The 19,030-nt window shown below is 57.0% G+C and carries 18 protein-coding genes; 12 read left to right on the top strand and 6 right to left on the bottom strand.

From position 1 onward, the window contains the following. Positions 1 to 277 precede the first annotated feature (277 nt). The 11 genes from sapA (at position 278) to osmB (ending at position 11,619) form a co-directional block, all read left to right on the top strand. Positions 278 to 1,921 carry an ABC transporter substrate-binding protein SapA gene (gene sapA / locus ABLU88_RS01180; RefSeq protein ID WP_048261852.1) on the top strand — a complete coding sequence of 548 codons (1,644 nt, stop codon included), beginning with the start codon at positions 278 to 280 and terminating at the stop codon, positions 1,919 to 1,921. Beyond that, complete coding sequence (sapB, locus tag ABLU88_RS01175; RefSeq protein WP_348836106.1) at positions 1,918 to 2,883, top strand: putrescine export ABC transporter permease SapB; 966 nt, start codon at positions 1,918 to 1,920, stop codon at positions 2,881 to 2,883. Before sapA ends, sapB begins: the two co-directional genes overlap by 4 nt. Continuing rightward, complete coding sequence (sapC, locus tag ABLU88_RS01170; RefSeq protein WP_004139490.1) at positions 2,870 to 3,760, top strand: putrescine export ABC transporter permease SapC; 891 nt, start codon at positions 2,870 to 2,872, stop codon at positions 3,758 to 3,760. Before sapB ends, sapC begins: the two co-directional genes overlap by 14 nt. Beyond that, positions 3,760 to 4,752 (top strand): putrescine export ABC transporter ATP-binding protein SapD, encoded by a 993-nt coding sequence (gene sapD / locus ABLU88_RS01165; RefSeq protein WP_064405411.1) that lies wholly within the window; start codon positions 3,760 to 3,762, stop codon positions 4,750 to 4,752. The genes sapC and sapD overlap by 1 nt, the downstream gene beginning before the upstream one ends. 1 nt (position 4,753) lies before the next feature. Beyond that, positions 4,754 to 5,563: a putrescine export ABC transporter ATP-binding protein SapF gene (gene sapF / locus ABLU88_RS01160; RefSeq protein ID WP_004850180.1), complete on the top strand. Its 810-nt coding sequence runs from the start codon at positions 4,754 to 4,756 to the stop codon at positions 5,561 to 5,563. A gap of 237 nt (positions 5,564 to 5,800) precedes the next feature. Further along, the gene (gene fabI / locus ABLU88_RS01155; RefSeq protein WP_004121225.1) at positions 5,801 to 6,589 is read left to right on the top strand and encodes an enoyl-ACP reductase FabI; all 789 of its coding nucleotides are present in this window, start codon (positions 5,801 to 5,803) and stop codon (positions 6,587 to 6,589) included. A 182-nt stretch (positions 6,590 to 6,771) separates the two neighbouring features. Continuing rightward, positions 6,772 to 7,929, top strand: a complete 1,158-nt coding sequence (locus ABLU88_RS01150) for a CMD domain-containing protein (protein WP_224225750.1) — start codon at positions 6,772 to 6,774, stop codon at positions 7,927 to 7,929. Positions 7,930 to 8,010: 81 nt separating this feature from the next. Continuing rightward, positions 8,011 to 9,945 (top strand): exoribonuclease II, encoded by a 1,935-nt coding sequence (locus tag ABLU88_RS01145; RefSeq protein ID WP_032749434.1) that lies wholly within the window; start codon positions 8,011 to 8,013, stop codon positions 9,943 to 9,945. A gap of 176 nt (positions 9,946 to 10,121) precedes the next feature. Continuing rightward, entirely contained in the window at positions 10,122 to 10,304 is a 183-nt protein-coding gene (locus ABLU88_RS01140) for a hypothetical protein (RefSeq protein ID WP_004121231.1), read from the top strand. Positions 10,305 to 10,374: 70 nt separating this feature from the next. After that, a complete protein-coding gene (locus ABLU88_RS01135; protein ID WP_014229018.1) occupies positions 10,375 to 11,124 on the top strand; it encodes a DNA-binding transcriptional regulator YciT in 750 nt (249 codons plus the stop codon). Between the two features lie 276 nt (positions 11,125 to 11,400). After that, complete coding sequence (osmB, locus tag ABLU88_RS01130) at positions 11,401 to 11,619, top strand: osmotically-inducible lipoprotein OsmB (RefSeq protein ID WP_004139496.1); 219 nt, start codon at positions 11,401 to 11,403, stop codon at positions 11,617 to 11,619. Positions 11,620 to 11,716: 97 nt separating this feature from the next. Here the strand turns inward: osmB and yciH are convergent, their stop codons facing one another. From yciH to pgpB, 5 genes are all read right to left on the bottom strand, one after another. After that, a complete protein-coding gene (yciH, locus tag ABLU88_RS01125) occupies positions 11,717 to 12,043 on the bottom strand; it encodes a stress response translation initiation inhibitor YciH (protein ID WP_014229017.1) in 327 nt (108 codons plus the stop codon). Continuing rightward, on the bottom strand, positions 12,043 to 12,780 hold the full coding sequence (gene pyrF / locus ABLU88_RS01120) for an orotidine-5'-phosphate decarboxylase (protein WP_014229016.1): 738 nt from the start codon (positions 12,778 to 12,780) through the stop codon (positions 12,043 to 12,045). Before pyrF ends, yciH begins: the two co-directional genes overlap by 1 nt. A gap of 192 nt (positions 12,781 to 12,972) precedes the next feature. Further along, complete coding sequence (gene lapB, locus ABLU88_RS01115; RefSeq protein WP_004850164.1) at positions 12,973 to 14,142, bottom strand: lipopolysaccharide assembly protein LapB; 1,170 nt, start codon at positions 14,140 to 14,142, stop codon at positions 12,973 to 12,975. Between the two features lie 6 nt (positions 14,143 to 14,148). Continuing rightward, the gene (locus tag ABLU88_RS01110; protein ID WP_014229014.1) at positions 14,149 to 14,457 is read right to left on the bottom strand and encodes a LapA family protein; all 309 of its coding nucleotides are present in this window, start codon (positions 14,455 to 14,457) and stop codon (positions 14,149 to 14,151) included. 135 nt (positions 14,458 to 14,592) lie between these two features. Continuing rightward, positions 14,593 to 15,360, bottom strand: a complete 768-nt coding sequence (gene pgpB / locus ABLU88_RS01105; RefSeq protein ID WP_025106988.1) for a phosphatidylglycerophosphatase B — start codon at positions 15,358 to 15,360, stop codon at positions 14,593 to 14,595. A gap of 162 nt (positions 15,361 to 15,522) precedes the next feature. On the opposite strand from pgpB, the gene ribA reads away from it, so the two are divergent. After that, positions 15,523 to 16,113 carry a GTP cyclohydrolase II gene (gene ribA / locus ABLU88_RS01100; RefSeq protein WP_004121245.1) on the top strand — a complete coding sequence of 197 codons (591 nt, stop codon included), beginning with the start codon at positions 15,523 to 15,525 and terminating at the stop codon, positions 16,111 to 16,113. 57 nt (positions 16,114 to 16,170) lie between these two features. Here ribA and acnA read toward each other — a convergent pair whose 3' ends face one another. Continuing rightward, positions 16,171 to 18,843 carry an aconitate hydratase AcnA gene (gene acnA, locus ABLU88_RS01095; protein ID WP_025106987.1) on the bottom strand — a complete coding sequence of 891 codons (2,673 nt, stop codon included), beginning with the start codon at positions 18,841 to 18,843 and terminating at the stop codon, positions 16,171 to 16,173. Positions 18,844 to 19,030 lie beyond the last annotated feature (187 nt).

The raw sequence follows: 19,030 nt of genomic DNA, 5'->3' as shown, positions 1-19,030 counted from the left end.
CGACGCAAATAAGCGCCATGCTCAATACCCATAGCTTCCTCAAGCCGTGCGGCAGATGAATCGAAAATACGCTTTGCTCAACCCCTCGCTTGCCTGATGACAAACGTCGGATGATTTACGAGGTATACTCGAAGTTAATAAGCAGTATGAATTTGAATCAGTTGGTCAAATAACCGACGCAGCCCTCGCTTATATTATCTCCATGAGCAATAAGGTGGTGGTAAATGTTATTTAATATTAATAAGATAGAGCCTTGCTCTATAATCAAAAAGAAACTATGCGCCTGAAATTGTCTTCTCTCCTGGCAGCGGTATGTATGCTGTACGGGCAAGCTTTTGCCGCGCCAGCGCTGCCTGCGCACGCGGATATTCGCGATAGCGGCTTCGTTTATTGCGTGAGCGGACAGGTCAACACCTTCAACCCGCAAAAGGTCAGCAGCGGCCTGATTGTCGATACCCTGGCCGCCCAGCTCTATGACCGGTTGCTTGACGTCGACCCCTATACTTATCGCCTGGTTCCCGAACTGGCAGAAAGCTGGGAGGTGCTGGACAACGGCGCAACCTACCGCTTCCACCTGCGCAACAACGTGCCTTTTCAGACCACCGCCTGGTTCAAACCGACCCGTAATTTTAATGCCGATGACGTCATTTTCACCTTTGGCCGCATTTTTAATCGCGACCACCCGTGGCACAACGTTAACGGCAGCAGCTTTCCCTATTTCGATAGCTTACAGTTTGCCGACAGCGTGGAAAGCGTGCGTAAGCTGGATAGTCATACCGTCGAGTTTCGCCTCAAACGCCCGGACGCCTCGTTCCTGTGGCATCTGGCCACCCACTACGCCTCGGTGATGTCGGCAGAGTATGCCGCGAAGCTGGCGCAGAACGATCGCCAGGAACTGATCGACCGGCAACCGGTCGGCACCGGTCCGTTCCAGTTGGAGGAGTATCGCAGCGGTCAGTACATTCGCCTGCAGCGCCATCCGGCCTACTGGCGCGGTAAACCGCTGATGCCGCAGGTGGTGGTCGACCTCGGCTCCGGCGGCACCGGCCGCTTGTCAAAACTGCTGACCGGCGAGTGCGACGTGCTGGCCTGGCCCGCCGCAAGCCAGCTCTCTATTTTGCGTGACGACCCGCGTCTGCGCCTGACCCTGCGCCCGGGAATGAACATCGCCTGGCTGGCGTTTAACACCGCTAAGCCGCCGCTCGATAATCCTGAGGTGCGCCATGCGCTGGCGCTGGCCATCAATAATCAGCGCCTGATGCAGTCGATCTACTACGGCACCGCGGAAACCGCCGCGTCTATGCTGCCTCGCGCCTCCTGGGCCTACGATAACGACGCCAGGATCACCGAATATAACCCCGCGGAAGCCCGAGCCCGGCTGAAAGCCCTGGGGCTGGAAAATCTAACGCTTAAGCTGTGGGTGCCAACCAGCTCGCAGGCCTGGAACCCCAGCCCGCTGAAAACCGCCGAGCTTATTCAGGCGGATATGGCGCAAATTGGCGTGAAGGTGATTATTGTGCCGGTAGAAGGTCGCTTCCAGGAGGCCAGATTAATGGATATGAGTCATGACCTGACGCTGTCCGGCTGGGCAACGGACAGTAACGATCCGGACAGCTTTTTCCGTCCGCTTTTGAGCTGCGCGGCGATTACCTCACAAACCAACTATGCTCACTGGTGTCATCGCGAATTCGACGAGGTGCTGCAAAAGGCGCTCACTTCACAGCAGCTGGCCTCGCGCATTGAGGCCTATAAAGAGGCGCAGCGTATTCTTGCCAATGAACTGCCGGTGCTGCCGCTGGCCTCCTCCCTGCGTTTGCAGGCCTATCGTTACGACATGAAAGGCCTGGTGCTGAGCCCGTTTGGCAACGCCTCTTTCGCAGGCGTCTCGCGGGAAAAAGAAGACGAGGTGAAAAAACCATGATTATTTTTACTCTGCGTCGCCTGCTGCTGTTGCTGATTACCCTCTTCCTGCTGACCTTTGTCGGTTTTAGCCTGAGCTATTTTACGCCCCACGCGCCGCTGCAGGGCGCCTCGCTGTGGAACGCCTGGCTATTCTGGTTTGAGGGCGTGCTGCACTGGGATTTCGGCGTTTCCAGCATCAACGGTCAGCTGATTTCCGAGCAGCTTAAAGAGGTCTTTCCCGCCACCATGGAGCTCTGTATCCTCGCCTTCGGCTTCGCGCTGGTGGTCGGGATCCCCGTCGGTATGCTGGCGGGCATTATGCGCAACAAATGGCAAGATACCCTGATCAGCGCCCTGGCGCTGCTGGGCTTTTCGATTCCCATCTTCTGGCTGGCGCTGCTGCTGACCCTGTTTTTCTCCCTTACCCTGGGCTGGTTTCCGGTCTCCGGGCGCTTCGATCTGCTGTATGAAGTGAAATCGGTCACCGGCTTTGCGCTGATCGACGCATGGCTATCCGACTCCCCGTGGCGCCATGAAATGATCGTCAGCGCGGCGCGCCACATGGTGCTGCCGGTGCTAACCCTGGCGGTAGCGCCGACGACGGAAGTGATCCGTTTGATGCGTATCAGCACCAGCGAAGTATACGACACCAACTATGTCAAAGCCGCCGCCACCCGCGGCGTATCGCGGCGGACGATTTTACACCGCCACGTCCTGCACAACGCCCTGCCGCCGGTGATCCCGCGCCTGGGACTCCAGTTTTCCACCATGCTAACGCTGGCGATGATTACCGAAATGGTCTTTAGCTGGCCGGGGCTGGGCCGCTGGCTGATTAACGCGATTCGCCAACAGGACTACGCCGCGATTTCCGCGGGCGTGATGGTCATCGGCGCGCTGGTAATTATTGTGAACGTGATATCCGATATTCTGGGTGCTATGGCTAACCCACTGAAACATAAGGAATGGTATGCCCTACGATAGCGTCTATCTGGAGAAGCGCCCGCCGGGTGCGCTGCGCACCGTATGGCGAAAATTCTACGGCGATACGACCGCCATGATCGGCCTGTACGGCTGTGCGGCGCTGGCGCTGCTGTGCGTTTTCGGCGGCTGGTTCGCTCCTTACGGCATCGACCAGCAGTTTCTCGGCTACCAGCTGCTGCCGCCGTCCTGGTCGCGGTACGGCGAAGTGTCGTTCTTTCTCGGTACCGACGATCTCGGTCGCGACGTCCTGAGCCGCCTGCTGAGCGGCGCGGCGCCGACGGTCGGCGGCGCGTTTGTGGTGACGCTGGGCGCCGCCCTGCTGGGACTGGTGCTTGGCGTGATTGCCGGTTCTACCCACGGCCTGCGGTCTGCGGTGATGAACCATATTCTTGACACGCTGCTGTCGATCCCGTCGCTGCTGCTGGCCATTATCGTGGTCGCCTTCGCCGGGCCGCACCTCAGCCACGCGATGTTCGCCGTCTGGCTGGCGCTTCTGCCGCGGATGGTGCGTTCGGTCTACAGCATGGTGCATGACGAACTGGAAAAAGAGTACGTTATCGCCGCCCGCCTTGACGGGGCCTCGACGCTGAATATTTTATGGTTCGCGGTGCTGCCGAATATTACCTCAGGCCTGGTCACCGAGATCACCCGCGCGCTGTCGATGGCGATCCTGGATATCGCTGCGCTGGGCTTCCTCGATCTCGGCGCTCAACTGCCTTCCCCCGAATGGGGAGCGATGCTCGGCGACGCGCTGGAGCTGATTTACGTGGCGCCGTGGACGGTGATGCTGCCGGGTGCGGCAATCATGATAAGCGTCCTGCTGGTTAATCTGCTGGGCGACGGGATCCGCCGCGCCATCATCGCCGGGGTGGAATAATGCCATTACTCGACATCCGTAATTTAACCATTGAATTCAAGACCAACGAAGGCTGGGTGAAAGCCGTCGATCGCGTCAGCCTGACTCTCGCCGAGGGGGAAATACGCGGCCTCGTCGGGGAGTCCGGCTCCGGCAAAAGCTTAATAGCTAAAGCGATATGCGGCGTCACCAAGGACAACTGGCGGGTAACCGCCGACCGCATGCGCTTCGACGACATCGATCTGCTGCGTCTCTCGGTGCGCGAGCGGCGTAAGCTGGTGGGCCACAACGTCTCAATGATTTTTCAGGAGCCGCAATCCTGTCTCGACCCTTCCGAACGGATCGGCCAGCAATTAACGCAGAATATTCCCGGCTGGACCTTTAAAGGCCGCTGGTGGCAGCGTTTTGGCTGGCGCAAGCGGCGCGCCATTGAGCTCCTGCACCGCGTGGGGATCAAAGACCATAAAGATGCGATGCGCAGCTTCCCCTACGAGCTGACGGACGGAGAGTGCCAGAAGGTCATGATCGCCATCGCGCTGGCTAACCAGCCGCGGCTGCTGATCGCCGATGAGCCGACTAACGCCATGGAGCCGACAACGCAGGCGCAAATCATCCGCCTGCTGACGCGGCTGAACCAAAACAACAACACCACCATTTTGCTGATCAGTCATGATATGCAGATGCTCAGTAAATGGGCGGACAAAATCAACGTGATGTACTGCGGGCAGACGGTGGAAACCGCGCCGAGCGAAGAGCTGGTGACAATTCCGCACCATCCCTATACCCAGGCGCTGATTCGGGCGATTCCCGATTTCGGCAGCGCCATGCCGCACAAGAGTCGGCTCAACACCTTGCCGGGGGCGATCCCCTTGCTCGAACAGCTGCCCATCGGCTGCCGGCTCGGGCCGCGCTGCCCCTATGCCCAGCGCGAATGTATCGAAACGCCCCGGCTGGTGGGCGCCCGTAACCACCTCTATGCCTGTCATTTCCCGCTGAACATGGAGAAAGAGTGAAATGGTCGAAACATTGCTTGAAGTGCGCAATCTGAGTAAGACCTTTCGCTACCGCACCGGCTGGTTTCATCGGCAAACGGTGGAGGCGGTTAAGCCGTTAAGCTTTACCCTGCGCGAGCGCCAGACGCTGGCGATTATCGGCGAGAATGGCTCCGGCAAGTCAACGCTGGCAAAAATGCTCGCCGGAATGGTCGAACCCAGTACCGGCGAACTGCTGATTGACGATCGCCCGCTGGCGTTTGGCGATTACTCTTTCCGCAGCCAGAAGATTCGCATGATCTTTCAGGATCCGTCGACCTCGCTCAATCCTCGGCAGCGTATTTCGCAAATCCTCGATTTTCCGCTGCGCCTGAATACCGACCTCGAACCCGAAGCGCGGCAGAAGCAGATTATCGAAACGTTGCGAATGGTTGGCCTGCTGCCGGACCACGTCAGCTACTACCCGCATATGCTGGCGCCGGGACAGAAACAGCGTCTGGGCCTGGCGCGCGCGCTGATCCTGCGTCCGAAGGTCATCGTCTGCGATGAAGCGCTGGCATCGCTGGATATGTCAATGCGCTCGCAGCTGATAAACCTGATGCTGGAGCTGCAGGAAAAACAGGGTATCTCCTACATTTACGTGACTCAGCATCTGGGTATGATGAAGCACATCAGCGATCAGGTGCTGGTGATGCATCAGGGCGAAGTGGTCGAACGCGGCAGCACCGCCGACGTTCTGGCGTCTCCGCTGCACGAGCTGACAAAACGCCTGATTGCCGGTCATTTCGGCGAGGCGCTGACTGCCGATGCCTGGCGTAAAGACGGTAAATAAACCGAGGCGTAATTTGCACGGCGCTAGCGCCAGGTCGCCGTCATATCCGATGGTATACTCTTGTATACGCGGTAGCCAAAGCGCGATATGACGTGGCGAATGGCAGAAAAATATCGTGACACAAGGGGTCGTCAGTGGGATATAATTCCCGGCTAAATTTGAGTTATTTTGAAATAACAATGCTAACCAAATGATTGTTAAAGTAAAAATACGCAATAACGATAAGGATTAAAAGCTATGGGTTTTCTTTCCGGTAAGCGCATTCTGTTGACTGGCCTTGCCAGCAAACTGTCCATCGCCTACGGCATCGCGCAAGCCATGCACCGTGAAGGGGCTGAACTGGCGTTCACCTATCAGAACGAAAAACTGAAAGGTCGTGTGGAAGAATTTGCCGCCGCGCTGGGCTCTAATATCGTCCTGCCGTGCGATGTCGCGGAAGATGAGAGCATCGAGTCTCTGTTCACCGAGCTGGCAAAAGTGTGGCCGAAGTTCGACGGTTTCGTCCACTCTATCGGCTTTGCGCCGGCAGACCAGCTGGACGGCGACTACGTTAACGCGGTGACTCGTGAAGGTTTCAAAATTGCTCACGATATCAGCGCCTACAGCTTTGTGGCGATGGCGAAAGCCTGCCGCGGTATGCTGAACCCGGGCTCCGCCCTGCTGACGCTCTCCTACCTGGGCGCAGAGCGCGCCATCCCGAACTACAACGTGATGGGTCTGGCGAAAGCCTCTCTTGAAGCTAACGTGCGCTATATGGCGAACGCCATGGGCCCGGAAGGCGTTCGCGTTAACGCCATCTCTGCCGGTCCGATCCGTACCCTGGCGGCTTCCGGTATTAAAGATTTCCGTAAGATGCTGGCGCACTGCGAAGCGGTCACCCCGATCCGTCGCACCGTCACCACTGAAGACGTGGGCAACAGCGCAGCATTCCTGTGCTCCGACCTGTCTGCCGGCATCTCCGGCGAAGTCGTTCACGTTGACGGCGGCTTCAGCATCGCCGCCATGAACGAGCTGGAACTGAAATAAGTTCGTTACCCTCCTCGTGCCCGCGAGGAGGAGTATTTCCCCCGCGCTTTCCTTCTGTTATTCCAATCCGCTATTTGTTAGCACGGATCAATATTTTCTCCCGCTCCAGGGTTAAGCCAGGATAGTTCCGCATAGCATGACCGCGAAACGGCGGTTTGCCACATACCGAACAAGGAACGCCCATGGAGCAACGCCGCGTTAACGGCAAAAACCACTGGTATCATGAGACCCAGTCAACAATCTGCCCGGTGGATGTATTGCCGCTCGTCCCTGAAGCCGCCCATGTCGAAGATCGTTTTCTACTCGATCTGACTCTCCCCCGGGAGCTGCTCGAGGCGCATGCGCGCTGGCTTACGCCCGCCCGTCGGCTGGCAGATGCCCTCTTTCCCGCGTCAGTGACGGTTAACCGTCTACAGACATTTAGCGCCTATGACCGGCTAAGTACGGCGCTGACCGTCGCCCAGGTTTATGGCGTACAGCGCCTGTGTAATCACTACGCCGCTCGCCTGGCGCCGCTTCCCGGCCCGGACTCCTCGCGTGAGAGCAACCGTCGTCTGGCGCAAATTACCCAGTACGCGCGTCAGCTCGCGAGCTCTCCTTCGCTGATCAACGCGCTCGCCCGCAGCCAGCTGGACGAAGTCGGCCTGACCAGTCGCGATATTATCCTTATCAATCAGATTATTGGCTTTATCAGCTTCCAGGCCCGCGCTATCGCCGCCTTCCATGCCGCGCTGGGTTACCCGGTGCGCTGGATCCCCGGCATGCCGCAGCAGGAAGATGCCCCGGAAGCGCTTTTCGTCGCGAGGGAGAGTGACTGGCAGCCAGGACTTGACGACGCGGACTTACGCTATGCCGACGATGAGCGCCAGTCTCTTTTAGCGAACTGGCGAAAACATCCGGGCCTGTTTGAACTGGCCCCGCTGCTGGCGGCTCAGGAACCTCCTCTGGCTCTGCAGGAGCAGCTCCTGTTCCACCTCAGCGATCGGCAACCGTTCGCCGCGCAGGTGGCGCTGATCGCTGCGCGGATTAATGGCAGCATCAGCTGCTTTAACGCGTGGGCCTCGCGATGTCCAGATTTAGCCGATCTCACGGACGCTTTGCGTGGTAATGAATCCGGCGTCCAGCCATGGGGAGACAACCCGTCAATGGAACGCCAGCTTCTACAATCCGTACAGCTTTTGACCCGCGCGCCCGACCGCTTCAGCGCCGCCCAGCTAACTCCCCTCACTGATTACGGGCTTTCCCGTAGCGCGGCTATCGATCTACTCGCCTGGTGCGGGCTGTGCGGTTGGATGAATCGGCTGAAAATCGCCCTCGGGAATGTACGTCAGGAGACGTAAAATGCTGAAACAGCGCTTGCTGCGGCAGGCATATTCGCGTAAAAATGTCAGCCGCTCTTTTAGCCACGAAAATACGAAATTATGTTTCAGGACAACCCGCTGCTAGCGCAGCTTAAACAGCAACTGCATTCCCAGACTCCGCGCGTTGAAGGGGTCGTTAAGGGGACGGAAAAAGGATTTGGCTTCCTCGAAGTCGACTCGCAGAAAAGCTATTTCATTCCGCCGCCGCAAATGAAAAAAGTGATGCATGGCGATCGTATTATCGCCGTGGTCAATACTGAAAAGGAACGCGAAAGCGCTGAGCCTGAAGAACTGGTTGAGCCGTTCCTGACGCGTTTTGTCGGCAAAGTTCATAAGAAAGACGATCGTCTTTCCATCGTTCCTGACCATCCGCTGCTGAAAGATGCCATTCCTTGCCGCGCCGCGCGCGGCGTAGAGCATGATTTTAAAGAGGGTGACTGGGCCGTTGCCGAAATGCGCCGTCATCCGCTGAAAGGCGACCGCGGTTTCTACGCTGAGCTCACCCAGTACATTACCTACGGCGACGATCATTTCGTTCCATGGTGGGTCACCCTGGCGCGTCATAATCTGGAAAAAGAAGCGCCGGACGGCGTGGCGACCGAGATGCTTGATGAAGGTCTGGAACGCCGTGATTTAACGGCCCTGGCTTTCGTGACCATCGACAGCGCCAGCACCGAAGATATGGACGATGCGCTGTACGTTGAGCAAACCGCTGACGGCAAGCTGCATCTGACCGTCGCTATCGCCGATCCGACCGCGTGGATTGCCGAAGGCAGCAAGCTGGACAACACGGCGAAAATTCGCGCCTTTACCAACTATCTGCCGGGCTTCAACATTCCGATGCTGCCGCGCGAGCTCTCGGACGACCTCTGCTCTCTGCGCCCCAACGAGGTTCGCCCGGTTCTGGCCTGCCGCATGATCCTCGCGGATGACGGCACCATCGAAGATGATATTCAGTTCTTCGCGGCGACCATCGAGTCGAAAGCGAAGCTGGCCTACGATGATGTTTCCGACTGGCTGGAAAATAACGGTGGCTGGCAGCCGGGAAGCGAGACTATCGCCCAGCAAATTAAGCTGCTGCAGGAGGCCTGCCTGCGTCGTAGCGAATGGCGTAAAAACCACGCGCTGGTATTCAAGGACCGCCCGGATTACCGCTTTGTGCTTGGCGACAAGGGCGAAGTGCTGGATATCGTCGCCGAACCGCGTCGTATCGCCAACCGCATCGTTGAAGAGTCAATGATTGCCGCCAACATCTGTGCCGCCCGCGTGCTGCGCGACAAACTCGGTTTCGGCGTTTATAACGTCCACACCGGTTTCGATCCGGCCAACACCGAGCAGCTCGCGGCCTTACTGAAGACTCACGATGTGCACGTTGACCCGGTGGAAGTGCTGACGCTGGAAGGCTTCTGCAAGCTGCGTCGCGAGCTGGACGCGCAGCCGTCTGGTTTCCTCGATAGCCGTATTCGTCGCTTCCAGTCGTTTGCGGAAATCAGCACCGAGCCGGGCCCGCACTTCGGCCTGGGTCTTGAGGCCTATGCGACCTGGACTTCCCCGATCCGTAAGTACGGCGATATGATTAACCATCGTCTGCTGAAAGCAATTATCAAAGGGGAAGCGATCTCCCGTCCGCAGGATGACGTTGCGATCCAAATGGCTGAACGCCGTCGCCTCAACCGCATGGCGGAGCGCGATGTTGGAGACTGGCTGTACGCCCGCTATCTGAATCCGCAGGCCGGCACCACTACCCGGTTTGCAGCTGAGATTATCGATGTCAGCCGCGGCGGCATGCGCGTGCGTCTGGTTGATAACGGCGCGGTTGCCTTTATCCCGGCGCCGTTCCTTCACGCCGTGCGCGATGAACTGGTGTGCAGCCAGGAAAACGGCACCGTGCAGATCAAAGGCGAAGTCGTCTACAAAGTCACGGATGTTATCGACGTCACGATTGCCGAAGTGCGCATGGAAACCCGTAGCGTGATTGCGCGTCCAGCCGCCTGATAGTTCACCTGTGCGGCTCCCTTATATGGAGCCGCATTTTAGCCCTTCCCGTTGTTTTTCTGCGCGTTGCCCACGAATCATTGTAGATGAGTTAGTTTGTGCGTTTTTTTCGCTTCTCTTTTTCATCCGTTTTTAGCATCATTGATTTTATTCACATTTGTAACCAGGATAACGCCATGTCAGATCTGAATGCCCGCCTGCTCGCCCAACGAATCGATACCGTGCTGGATATTCTGGTTGCCGGGGATTATCACTCCGCAATCCATAATCTGGAAATTCTGAAAGCTGAACTGCAGGCGCTTTCCAGCGACGAGCAGGAAAATAAACCCGGTCAGCCTAAAGCGCCGTGGGAAATTTGATAATCTTCATCGTCGCCATCGGCCATCCAGGGCCGATCGCGCCCAAATAGCCCTTAACTGCGAAGTTGCTATGAACGCCCGACAACAAAGTATTTTGCAAATGGTCATCGATAAAGGCCGTATGAGCGTGGCCGATCTCGCGAAGATGACCGGTGTCTCTGAAGTCACCATTCGCCAGGATCTGAATTCACTCGAGAAACAGAGCTACCTGCGGCGTACCCACGGCTTCGCCGTTCCGCTGGATAGTGAAGATGTGGAAACCCGCATGATGACCAACTTCGCCATTAAGCGAGAGCTGGCTGCGCGGGCCGCTACGCTCGTTTCGTCCGGGGAAACGGTGTTTATCGAAAACGGGAGCTGCAACGCCCTGCTCGCCCGTACACTTGCCGAACGCGGCGATATCACTATCATCACCGTCAGCAGCTATATTGCGCATCTGCTGAAAGAGACGCCCGGAGAAGTCATCCTGCTGGGCGGAATCTATCAAAAGCGCAGTGAAAGCATGGTGGGTCCGCTAACCCGCCAGTTTATTCAGCAGGTCCACTTCAGCAAGGCCTTTATTGGCATTGACGGCTGGCAGGCTGAAACCGGATTTACCGGACGGGATATGATGCGTGCTGACGTGGTCAACGCGGTGCTTGAAAAGGGCTGTGAAGCGATTGTGCTCAGCGATAGCTCGAAATTCAACGTGGTTCATCCCTATCCGCTCGGCCCGATAGGGCGCTTCAATCGCATTATCACCGATGATAATCTCAATGATGCAGTGCGCAACCAGTTAACCCAGTGCGGTTTAGCCGTCGATATCGTTAACCATCCCTGATCCTTATTTCTGCCTTACCGCCGCTTTGCCGGGCTCTCCCCGGCATCGCCCTGGTCTGAGACTTTTCTGACACCTGAATTCAGACTTTTTACCTGCCTGAAAAATTTATAGAAAGTAGAATTAATGTTAGCGATATAACAGGAAGTAACTATCACCTGCGTGAATAGAGCAACACCTGCGCAACTAAAGCTTCATGGAATACCCCCCGGGCTGGCGTAACAAGCTATGCTTAAGGGAAGTTGTATCCATGAATAGATTATTCAGGAGAAAAAAATGATGACTTCAATGAACAAAAAAATGGCCGCTGTGGTTCTGGCCGTCACTGTTGCAATGTCTCTGAGCGCTTGTTCTAACTGGTCTAAACGCGACCGTAACACCGCTATCGGCGCAGGTGCCGGTGCACTGGGCGGTGCGGTATTAACGGACGGCAGCACCCTGGGTACCCTCGGCGGCGCGGCAGTCGGCGGGATTATCGGCCACCAGGTGGGTAAATAATATTAACCACGAACAATAAAATGAAAGTTTATATTTGCTGACCAGTACACCAGCACAAAAATAAAGGCCACGATATTTATCGTGGCCTTATTATTAATCAACCGCCAGCCAGCTTAACCTTCATGCCTTTGGCTTCCAGAAGCGATTTGAGCAAGTCACGCTTATCGCCCTGAATCTCAATCACGCCATCTTTTACCGCCCCGCCGCAGCCGCATTTCTTTTTCAGCTCGGCAGCCAGCTTAGCCAGCGCGTCGTCACTTTCATCTATTCCGCTAATCAGACACACGCCCTTCCCCTTGCGTCCGCTGGTCTGGCGCTGGATACGTACGATACCGTCCCCTTTCGGACGCGCCTGTACCGCTTTGGGCTCATCAATACGACCGCTGTCCGTTGAATAAACCAGACGACTGTTGGAATCGCTCATCATACCCCCTTATTCAACGATGCGTTGATACCGCGCAGAGTGGCGGCCGGATCGGCAGACTGCGTTACCGGACGACCAATCACCATGTAATCTACCCCCGCCGCCTGCGCCTGTTCCGGCGTCATAATGCGCCGCTGGTCACCCGCGTCGCTACCTTGCGGACGAATGCCAGGCGTCACCAGCTTGAACGCCTGGCCCAGCTCTTGTTTAAAGCGAACCGCCTCCTGCGCCGAACAGACAACGCCATCCAGCCCGCAGCGCTGGGTCAGCGCCGCCAGCTTCGCGGCGTGGTCCGCCGGAGAAAGCGTAATGCCCAGATCCTGCAGATCGCTGGCTTCCATGCTGGTTAACACCGTTACCGCAATTAATAGCGGCGCATCTTTTCCGAAGGGCAGCAGGGCCTCACGTGCGGCGGTCATCATACGCGCGCCGCCGGAGGCATGAACGTTAACCATCCAGACGCCAAGCTCTGCCGCTGCGGCGACCGCACGCGCCGTGGTATTCGGGATATCGTGAAACTTTAGATCGAGGAAAATCTCAAAACCGCGTTGGTGCAGGTCGCGAACAAACTGCGGCCCCAGCAGGGTGAACATCTCTTTACCAACCTTGAGCCGGCAGTCGCGCGGGTCGATACGGTCGACAAACGCCAGCGCTTTATCACGGTTATCATAATCGAGAGCAACGACGATGGGAGAGGATGTGACAACGCGGGAAGAAGATGTAGCAGTAGACGTCATGACCGGACCTTAATTGTTGATGAGCGCCGGTTCGGCGCAAAAAAGGTAAACGGGCAGCATTCTACCTGCGATAAGCCGAAAATAACAGGCTGCATTTCCCTCCCTGCCGGACGCCTTAATAGCCGTAGCCGGAGGAGACGGACATAATAATCCATAAGTATGTTGTAACTAAAGTGCGGCTTTTTTTTAAAATTACTGCCCGTCGAGTCCGCGAATGGGCTTAATGGTTGACCACGACCGGCAGGATGGACAGTGCCAGTACAGCGTATGGGCGGTAAAGCCGCATTTCTGGCAGCGGTAGCGCGGCTTGCTGCGGACCTGCTCGCCCACCATGTGGCGCAGCACGCCCAGGCTCTCCTTCGCGCGCCCCTCTTCGGCTTCATTGATGTGGTAATCAATTAGCTTATGGAAAACGCGCATCGTCGGATGACGCTCCAGCTGGCGAGTCACGTAGTTTTGCGCGGCGTCAACCCCTTCCCGCTGTTCGAGGATCTGCGCCAGCATCAGATCGGCCGTCGCGCCGGTATTTTCCTCCGCGCAGCGGCGCAAAAATGCTTCCCACTCGTCGGTTTTCCCTAACTGCTGGTAACAGGTTTGCAGCATCTCCAGGGTTTCACCCACCAGTTCTTTATCCTGCTCAATCACCCGCTCCAGGCTCTCTACCGCTTTGGCATAGTCGCCCTTCTCCATCCATACCCGACCCATCATGATGGAGACGCGAGCGCTGTTGCGATCCGCCGCGGCGCCTTTTTTCAGCAGCGCCATCGCCTTATCCAGATCGTTGCCCGCCATTTGCTGCAGCGCCAGTTCACACCAGAAATTGGCGATTTCGCCGCGATGTTTCTCTTTCCCCAGCTTAACCAGACGCTCGGCCACTTCTATCGCCGACTGCCAGTCGCTGGTTGCCTGATAAATTTGCAGCAGCTGCTGTAGGGCGCTCAGGCGAAAATCCGTTTCATCCACCAGCTGTTTGAACATTCCCTCCGCCCGATCGTAGAGCCCGGCGGCCATATAATCGCGCCCCAGCTGCTGAACCGCCAGCAGGCGCTGGTCGTAAGTCAGCGAGGCGCTTTCCATTAAGCTCTGGTGGATGCGGATAGCGCGGTCAACTTCACCGCGCGAGCGGAACAGGTTGCCCAACGTCAGATGGGCTTCGACGGTGCCGGTATCCTCTTTCAGCATATCGAGGAACAGATCGACGGCTTTATCCTGCTGATTGCTCAGCAGGAAGTTGACCCCTGTAACGTAGTCACGCGACAGACGGCTCGCATCGTCCTGTTTGGACTGTTGTGCACTTCTGCGCCCCATGTACCAGCCATACGCTGCGGCAACGGGCAAAAGCAGAAACAACAACTCCAGCATAAATGATTATTCCTTCACCGCAGGAACACCGGCTTCCGCAGGCGTAGCGCTGGCTGGCGCGATCTGATGCTCCAGACGCTTAATTTTACGCTCAGCGCGCGCCAGAGAGACGCGAACGCGTAGCCAGAAAAGACCGCAGATCAGCCAGCCGATAGCAAAACCGGCAGCAAAAAGCACGGCCAGCAGCGTCGAAATACGGAACTCACCCTGCGCGAGGAGATAGTTGAACGTGACCACCTGGTCATTCTGCGCGCCCAGCGTCACTGAAATGACGAAGATGGCTAACACCAGTAAGAAAATAAGAAAATATTTCACATGACTTCCCGTTCTGTGGGTTGCGCGAAAAAATCCCGCGTTCAGCCCTATAAAGTACCATTTTCGCCGCAGCGGTGAAATGGAAATGCATGACACCAGTACAGGATATGCGGCCTGACAGGGGTAATATCAACATTATTCCGGCGCTGCCGCCCTTTTTTTAATATCCTGCGCCTCTTCTCCCGGCGGCGATAGCGGGCCGCAGAACCGCTGGGCAAGCCAGGTCGCCAGGGTCACCAGCAGCCAGGAAATCAGCGTTGCGACGATCAGATCCTGCGGCCAGTGCATGCCCAGCGCCAGGCGGCTGCCCATCACCGCCGTCGCCCACGTTAGCAGCAGCGCCAGGGTGACCCAGCGACGCCGCGGCCACAGCAAACCAACGCCGAGCAGCGCCCAGCTGGCAGCGAACATCGTATGGCCAGATGGGAAAGCGAAGCCGGTCTCTTTTTGCCAGTGCTTGCGCAAAAATCCGGGGATTTGCTGCTCTTGCGCCAGCTGCTCATGCACCAGTTTAGCGCGTTCTTTGCGTTTCAACGCGTAGAATTGCGTGACCGGCACCTGCTGCGTCTGCTCCAGCCAGATGACAAAGGGACGAGGCTCCTGAACGCGGCCTTTAATCCACGTCTTCATTCCCTGCCCAACCAGTATCGCTGCGGCCAGAATGAGAAACAGCATTATCGCCGCTCGCAGACGAAAACGCAGGCACCACAGAAACCAGGCGCATAAGATAACGTGCGTAATGATGCCCCATGGCTGCGTCACCGTTTCGGTCACCCAGTACAGCAGCTTCATCGTCCCTGCCGACAGCCCGGGATGCCATTTCCAGCCCGAAATCCAGATCGCAGCAGGCATGATTAATAACAGGGCCGCGCCAACGGCGGTTCGTCTGGCAATCAACAGCATCTCGTCTCCTTATTCATTAACCTCAATATCATAACGGAAAGTAGTTCGTTTGTGCGCTTTGCGCGCAGGTAACCCTACGCAATTAGGAGAACGTCGCGCCATTGTGGCAAAATAGCGGCAAACAGAAGCACAGTCAGGTGCTGATAGAATCTGGAGAATCACATGCAGCTTAAACGTGTGGCAGAAGCCAAACTGCCAACCCCATGGGGCGATTTTCTCATGGTGGGTTTTGAAGAACTGGCAACCGGGCAGGATCACGTCGCGCTGGTATTTGGCGATATTTCGGGGCAATCCCCGGTTCTGGCTCGCGTACACTCTGAGTGTTTAACGGGCGACGCCCTTTTTAGCCTGCGCTGTGATTGCGGATTTCAACTGGAAGCGGCGTTGTCGCATATTGCCGAAGAGGGGCGCGGCATTCTGCTGTATCACCGCCAGGAAGGGCGCAATATCGGTCTGCTGAACAAAATCCGCGCCTACGCGTTACAGGATCAAGGCTATGACACCGTGGAAGCCAACCATCAGCTGGGCTTTGCCGCCGATGAACGCGACTTCACGCTGTGCGCAGATATGTTTAAGCTGCTCAACGTCGACCAGGTACGCCTGTTGACCAACAACCCGAAGAAGGTCGAAATTCTGACTGAAGCGGGAATTAACATTGTGGAACGCGTGCCGCTGATTGTGGGACGCAACCCGAAAAATGCCCACTATCTGGATACTAAGGCTGCCAAAATGGGGCACCTGCTGAGCAAGTAATTCCGTTGAAAAATGAAGGGCCAGCCTGTGCTGGCCCCTTTTATATCAGACGCGGGTTTACAGCATATTGCGGATCACATAGTGCAAAATACCGTCGTTCTGATAGTAGGTCAGCTCAGTCGCGGTATCGATGCGGCAGCGGCATTCAATCACTTCCTGCCGGCCATCCGCACGCGTCAGCGTGACCGGCACCGTCATACCGGGCTGCAGAGCCTGCAGGTTGCTGATATCTATCCGCTCCTCGCCGCTCAGTCCCAGCGTTTTACGCGTCACCCCCTGCGGGAATTCCAGCGGTAAAATCCCCATTCCAATCAGGTTGGAGCGGTGGATACGCTCGAAAGACTCGGCAATCACCACCCTAACGCCGAGCAAACGCGGTCCTTTAGCCGCCCAGTCGCGGCTGGAGCCGGAACCGTACTCTTTGCCTGCGATCACCGCCAGCGGCGTGCCCTCCGCTTTGTAGAGCATAGCGGCATCGTAAATAGCGATAGGTTGGCTATCAGGAAGATGACGGGTCATCCCCCCTTCCACGCCGGGGACCATTTCGTTACGAATACGAATATTGGCAAACGTCCCGCGCATCATCACCTCATGGTTGCCGCGACGGGAGCCGTAGGAGTTAAAATCAATGCGTTCGACGCCGTGATTTTGCAGATAACGGCCCGCGGGGCTGTCGGCTTTAATGCTGCCCGCCGGGGAGATATGGTCGGTGGTAACCGAGTCGCCCAACATGGCCAGAATGCGCGCGCCGTGAATATCCTCTACCGGTTTAGGCTCAACGCCCATCTCATCAAAGAACGGCGACAGGCGAATGTAGGTGGAATCATCCTGCCAGTCGTAGGTATCAGAGCGATCCACTTTAATCGCCTTCCACTCGGCTGTCCCTTCAAACACTTCGGCGTACTCTTTACGGAACATCTCCGTTGAGACTTGCTCTACCGCCTGCGCGACTTCGATTCCGCTCGGCCAGATATCCTTCAGATACACCGGCTGACCATCTTTACCCGTCCCTAACGGCTCACGGGTCAGGTCGAGATTCATATTCCCCGCCAGGGCGTAGGCAACCACCAGCGGCGGCGACGCCAGCCAGTTGGTTTTTACTAGCGGATGAATACGTCCTTCAAAGTTGCGGTTGCCGGAGAGCACAGCCCCGACGGTCAGATCGCCCTGCTTGATTGCGCGCTCGATCGGGTCCGGCAGCGGTCCGGAGTTACCGATACAGGTGGTACAGCCATAGCCGACCAGGTTGAAGCCCAGTTCATCAAGATACGGCGTCAGCTTTGCGTGGGCCAGATAGTCGGAAACGACCTTCGACCCGGGAGCCAGCGACGCTTTAACCCACGGCTGCGGCTTCAGCCCCCGCTCAACGGCTTTTTTGGCCAGCAAGCCGGCGGCCATCAGGACGCTGGGGTTCGACGTGTTAGTACAGGAGGTAATGGCGGCAATCACCACCGCGCCGTCAGGCAGCGAATACTGCTGTCCGTTCAGCGTGTAGTCAATTGGCCGTTTATCTTTCTGCGCGTGATTAACTTCCAGCTCGGTGCTGGCGGCAAAGGCCTGGGGCACATCGCCGAGCGCTACGCGGTCCTGCGGGCGTTTCGGCCCGGCCAGGCTGGCTTCAACGGTTCCCATATCCAGCGCCAGCGTGCTGGTGAATACCGGTTCATCTCCGGGCTGACGCCACATACCCTGCGCTTTCGCATAGGCCTCTACCAGCGCCACCTGCTCTTCGCTGCGGCCGGTCAGACGCATATAGTCAAGCGTTACCGCATCGATCGGGAAAAAGCCGCAGGTCGCGCCATACTCCGGCGACATATTGGCAATCGTCGCGCGGTCCGCCAGCGGCAGAGAATCGAGGCCATCGCCGTAGAATTCAACAAACTTACCCACAACGCCGTGTTTACGCAGCATTTGGGTGACCGTCAGGACCAGGTCCGTCGCGGTAATGCCTTCACGCAGCTTGCCGCTCAGCTTGAAGCCAACAACGTCCGGGATCAGCATGGAAACCGGCTGACCGAGCATGGCGGCTTCCGCTTCGATACCGCCGACGCCCCAGCCCAGAACGCCTAAACCGTTAATCATCGTGGTATGGGAATCGGTGCCGACCAGGGTGTCGGGGAAAGCCACCCACTCGCCGTTTTGCTGTTCGCTCCACACCGCCCGGCCAAGGTATTCGAGGTTTACCTGGTGGCAAATACCGGTACCCGGCGGTACTACGCTGAAGCGGCTGAAAGCCTGTTGTCCCCAACGTAAGAAGACATAGCGCTCATGGTTACGCTCCATCTCAAGCCGGACGTTTTCTTCAAAGGCATCATCATCGCCGAAACGGTCTACCGTAACCGAATGGTCAATGACCAGGTCGACAGGAGAAAGCGGGTTCACTTTGGCGGTATCGCCGCCCAGGCGTTTGACCGCTTCGCGCATCGCCGCCAGGTCCACCACGGCAGGAACCCCGGTAAAGTCCTGCATCAGGACGCGCGCCGGACGGTAGGCAATCTCCCTGTCGGCATGGGCATGCTTCAGCCATCCGGCCAGGGCATGAATATCTTCAGCGGTCACGGAATCGCCGTCCTGCCAGCGCAGCAGGTTTTCCAGTAGCACTTTGAGCGATTTGGGCAAGCGCGAGAGATCGCCCAGTTGTTTAGCGGCCAGCGGTAAGCTGTAGTAATGCCAGGTTTTATCTTTAACCTGGAGCGTATCCTTACTGGCTGCTCGTAGGGTTGACGACATAGCTCCTCCTTTACCTTAGGGATAGCATCCCCTGATCCTCCTCAGGGTCATTATTAAAGATAACACATCTTTGATGTAACATTTTGATAACAACCCAAATTGCTAAAATAGGCGTAACGCATTAAGACAGGAAATTTGAATAATGAGGGCGGATATATTGAGAGGGATTGAAGAAGTCAGGTTTGCG

It is taken from the genome of Klebsiella sp. GW_Kp182, assembly GCF_040062275.1.
Taxonomy (GTDB): Bacteria; Pseudomonadota; Gammaproteobacteria; order Enterobacterales; family Enterobacteriaceae; genus Klebsiella; species Klebsiella michiganensis.
Note: the sequence above shows the minus strand (reverse complement) of the source record. Positions and strands in the feature narration are given on the sequence as shown.

What these genes read in the sequence shown, in the direction of transcription:
- sapA (WP_048261852.1), top strand. Translation starts at nt 278, where the DNA reads ATGCGCCTGAAATTGTCTTCTCTCCTGGCAGCGGTATGTATGCTGTAC.
- sapB (WP_348836106.1), top strand. Translation starts at nt 1,918, where the DNA reads ATGATTATTTTTACTCTGCGTCGCCTGCTGCTGTTGCTGATTACCCTC.
- sapC (WP_004139490.1), top strand. Translation starts at nt 2,870, where the DNA reads ATGCCCTACGATAGCGTCTATCTGGAGAAGCGCCCGCCGGGTGCGCTG.
- sapD (WP_064405411.1), top strand. Translation starts at nt 3,760, where the DNA reads ATGCCATTACTCGACATCCGTAATTTAACCATTGAATTCAAGACCAAC.
- sapF (WP_004850180.1), top strand. Translation starts at nt 4,754, where the DNA reads ATGGTCGAAACATTGCTTGAAGTGCGCAATCTGAGTAAGACCTTTCGC.
- fabI (WP_004121225.1), top strand. Translation starts at nt 5,801, where the DNA reads ATGGGTTTTCTTTCCGGTAAGCGCATTCTGTTGACTGGCCTTGCCAGC.
- ABLU88_RS01150 (WP_224225750.1), top strand. Translation starts at nt 6,772, where the DNA reads ATGGAGCAACGCCGCGTTAACGGCAAAAACCACTGGTATCATGAGACC.
- ABLU88_RS01145 (WP_032749434.1), top strand. Translation starts at nt 8,011, where the DNA reads ATGTTTCAGGACAACCCGCTGCTAGCGCAGCTTAAACAGCAACTGCAT.
- ABLU88_RS01140 (WP_004121231.1), top strand. Translation starts at nt 10,122, where the DNA reads ATGTCAGATCTGAATGCCCGCCTGCTCGCCCAACGAATCGATACCGTG.
- ABLU88_RS01135 (WP_014229018.1), top strand. Translation starts at nt 10,375, where the DNA reads ATGAACGCCCGACAACAAAGTATTTTGCAAATGGTCATCGATAAAGGC.
- osmB (WP_004139496.1), top strand. Translation starts at nt 11,401, where the DNA reads ATGACTTCAATGAACAAAAAAATGGCCGCTGTGGTTCTGGCCGTCACT.
- yciH (WP_014229017.1), bottom strand. Translation starts at nt 12,043, where the DNA reads ATGAGCGATTCCAACAGTCGTCTGGTTTATTCAACGGACAGCGGTCGT.
- pyrF (WP_014229016.1), bottom strand. Translation starts at nt 12,780, where the DNA reads ATGACGTCTACTGCTACATCTTCTTCCCGCGTTGTCACATCCTCTCCC.
- lapB (WP_004850164.1), bottom strand. Translation starts at nt 14,142, where the DNA reads ATGCTGGAGTTGTTGTTTCTGCTTTTGCCCGTTGCCGCAGCGTATGGC.
- pgpB (WP_025106988.1), bottom strand. Translation starts at nt 15,360, where the DNA reads ATGCTGTTGATTGCCAGACGAACCGCCGTTGGCGCGGCCCTGTTATTA.
- ribA (WP_004121245.1), top strand. Translation starts at nt 15,523, where the DNA reads ATGCAGCTTAAACGTGTGGCAGAAGCCAAACTGCCAACCCCATGGGGC.
- acnA (WP_025106987.1), bottom strand. Translation starts at nt 18,843, where the DNA reads ATGTCGTCAACCCTACGAGCAGCCAGTAAGGATACGCTCCAGGTTAAA.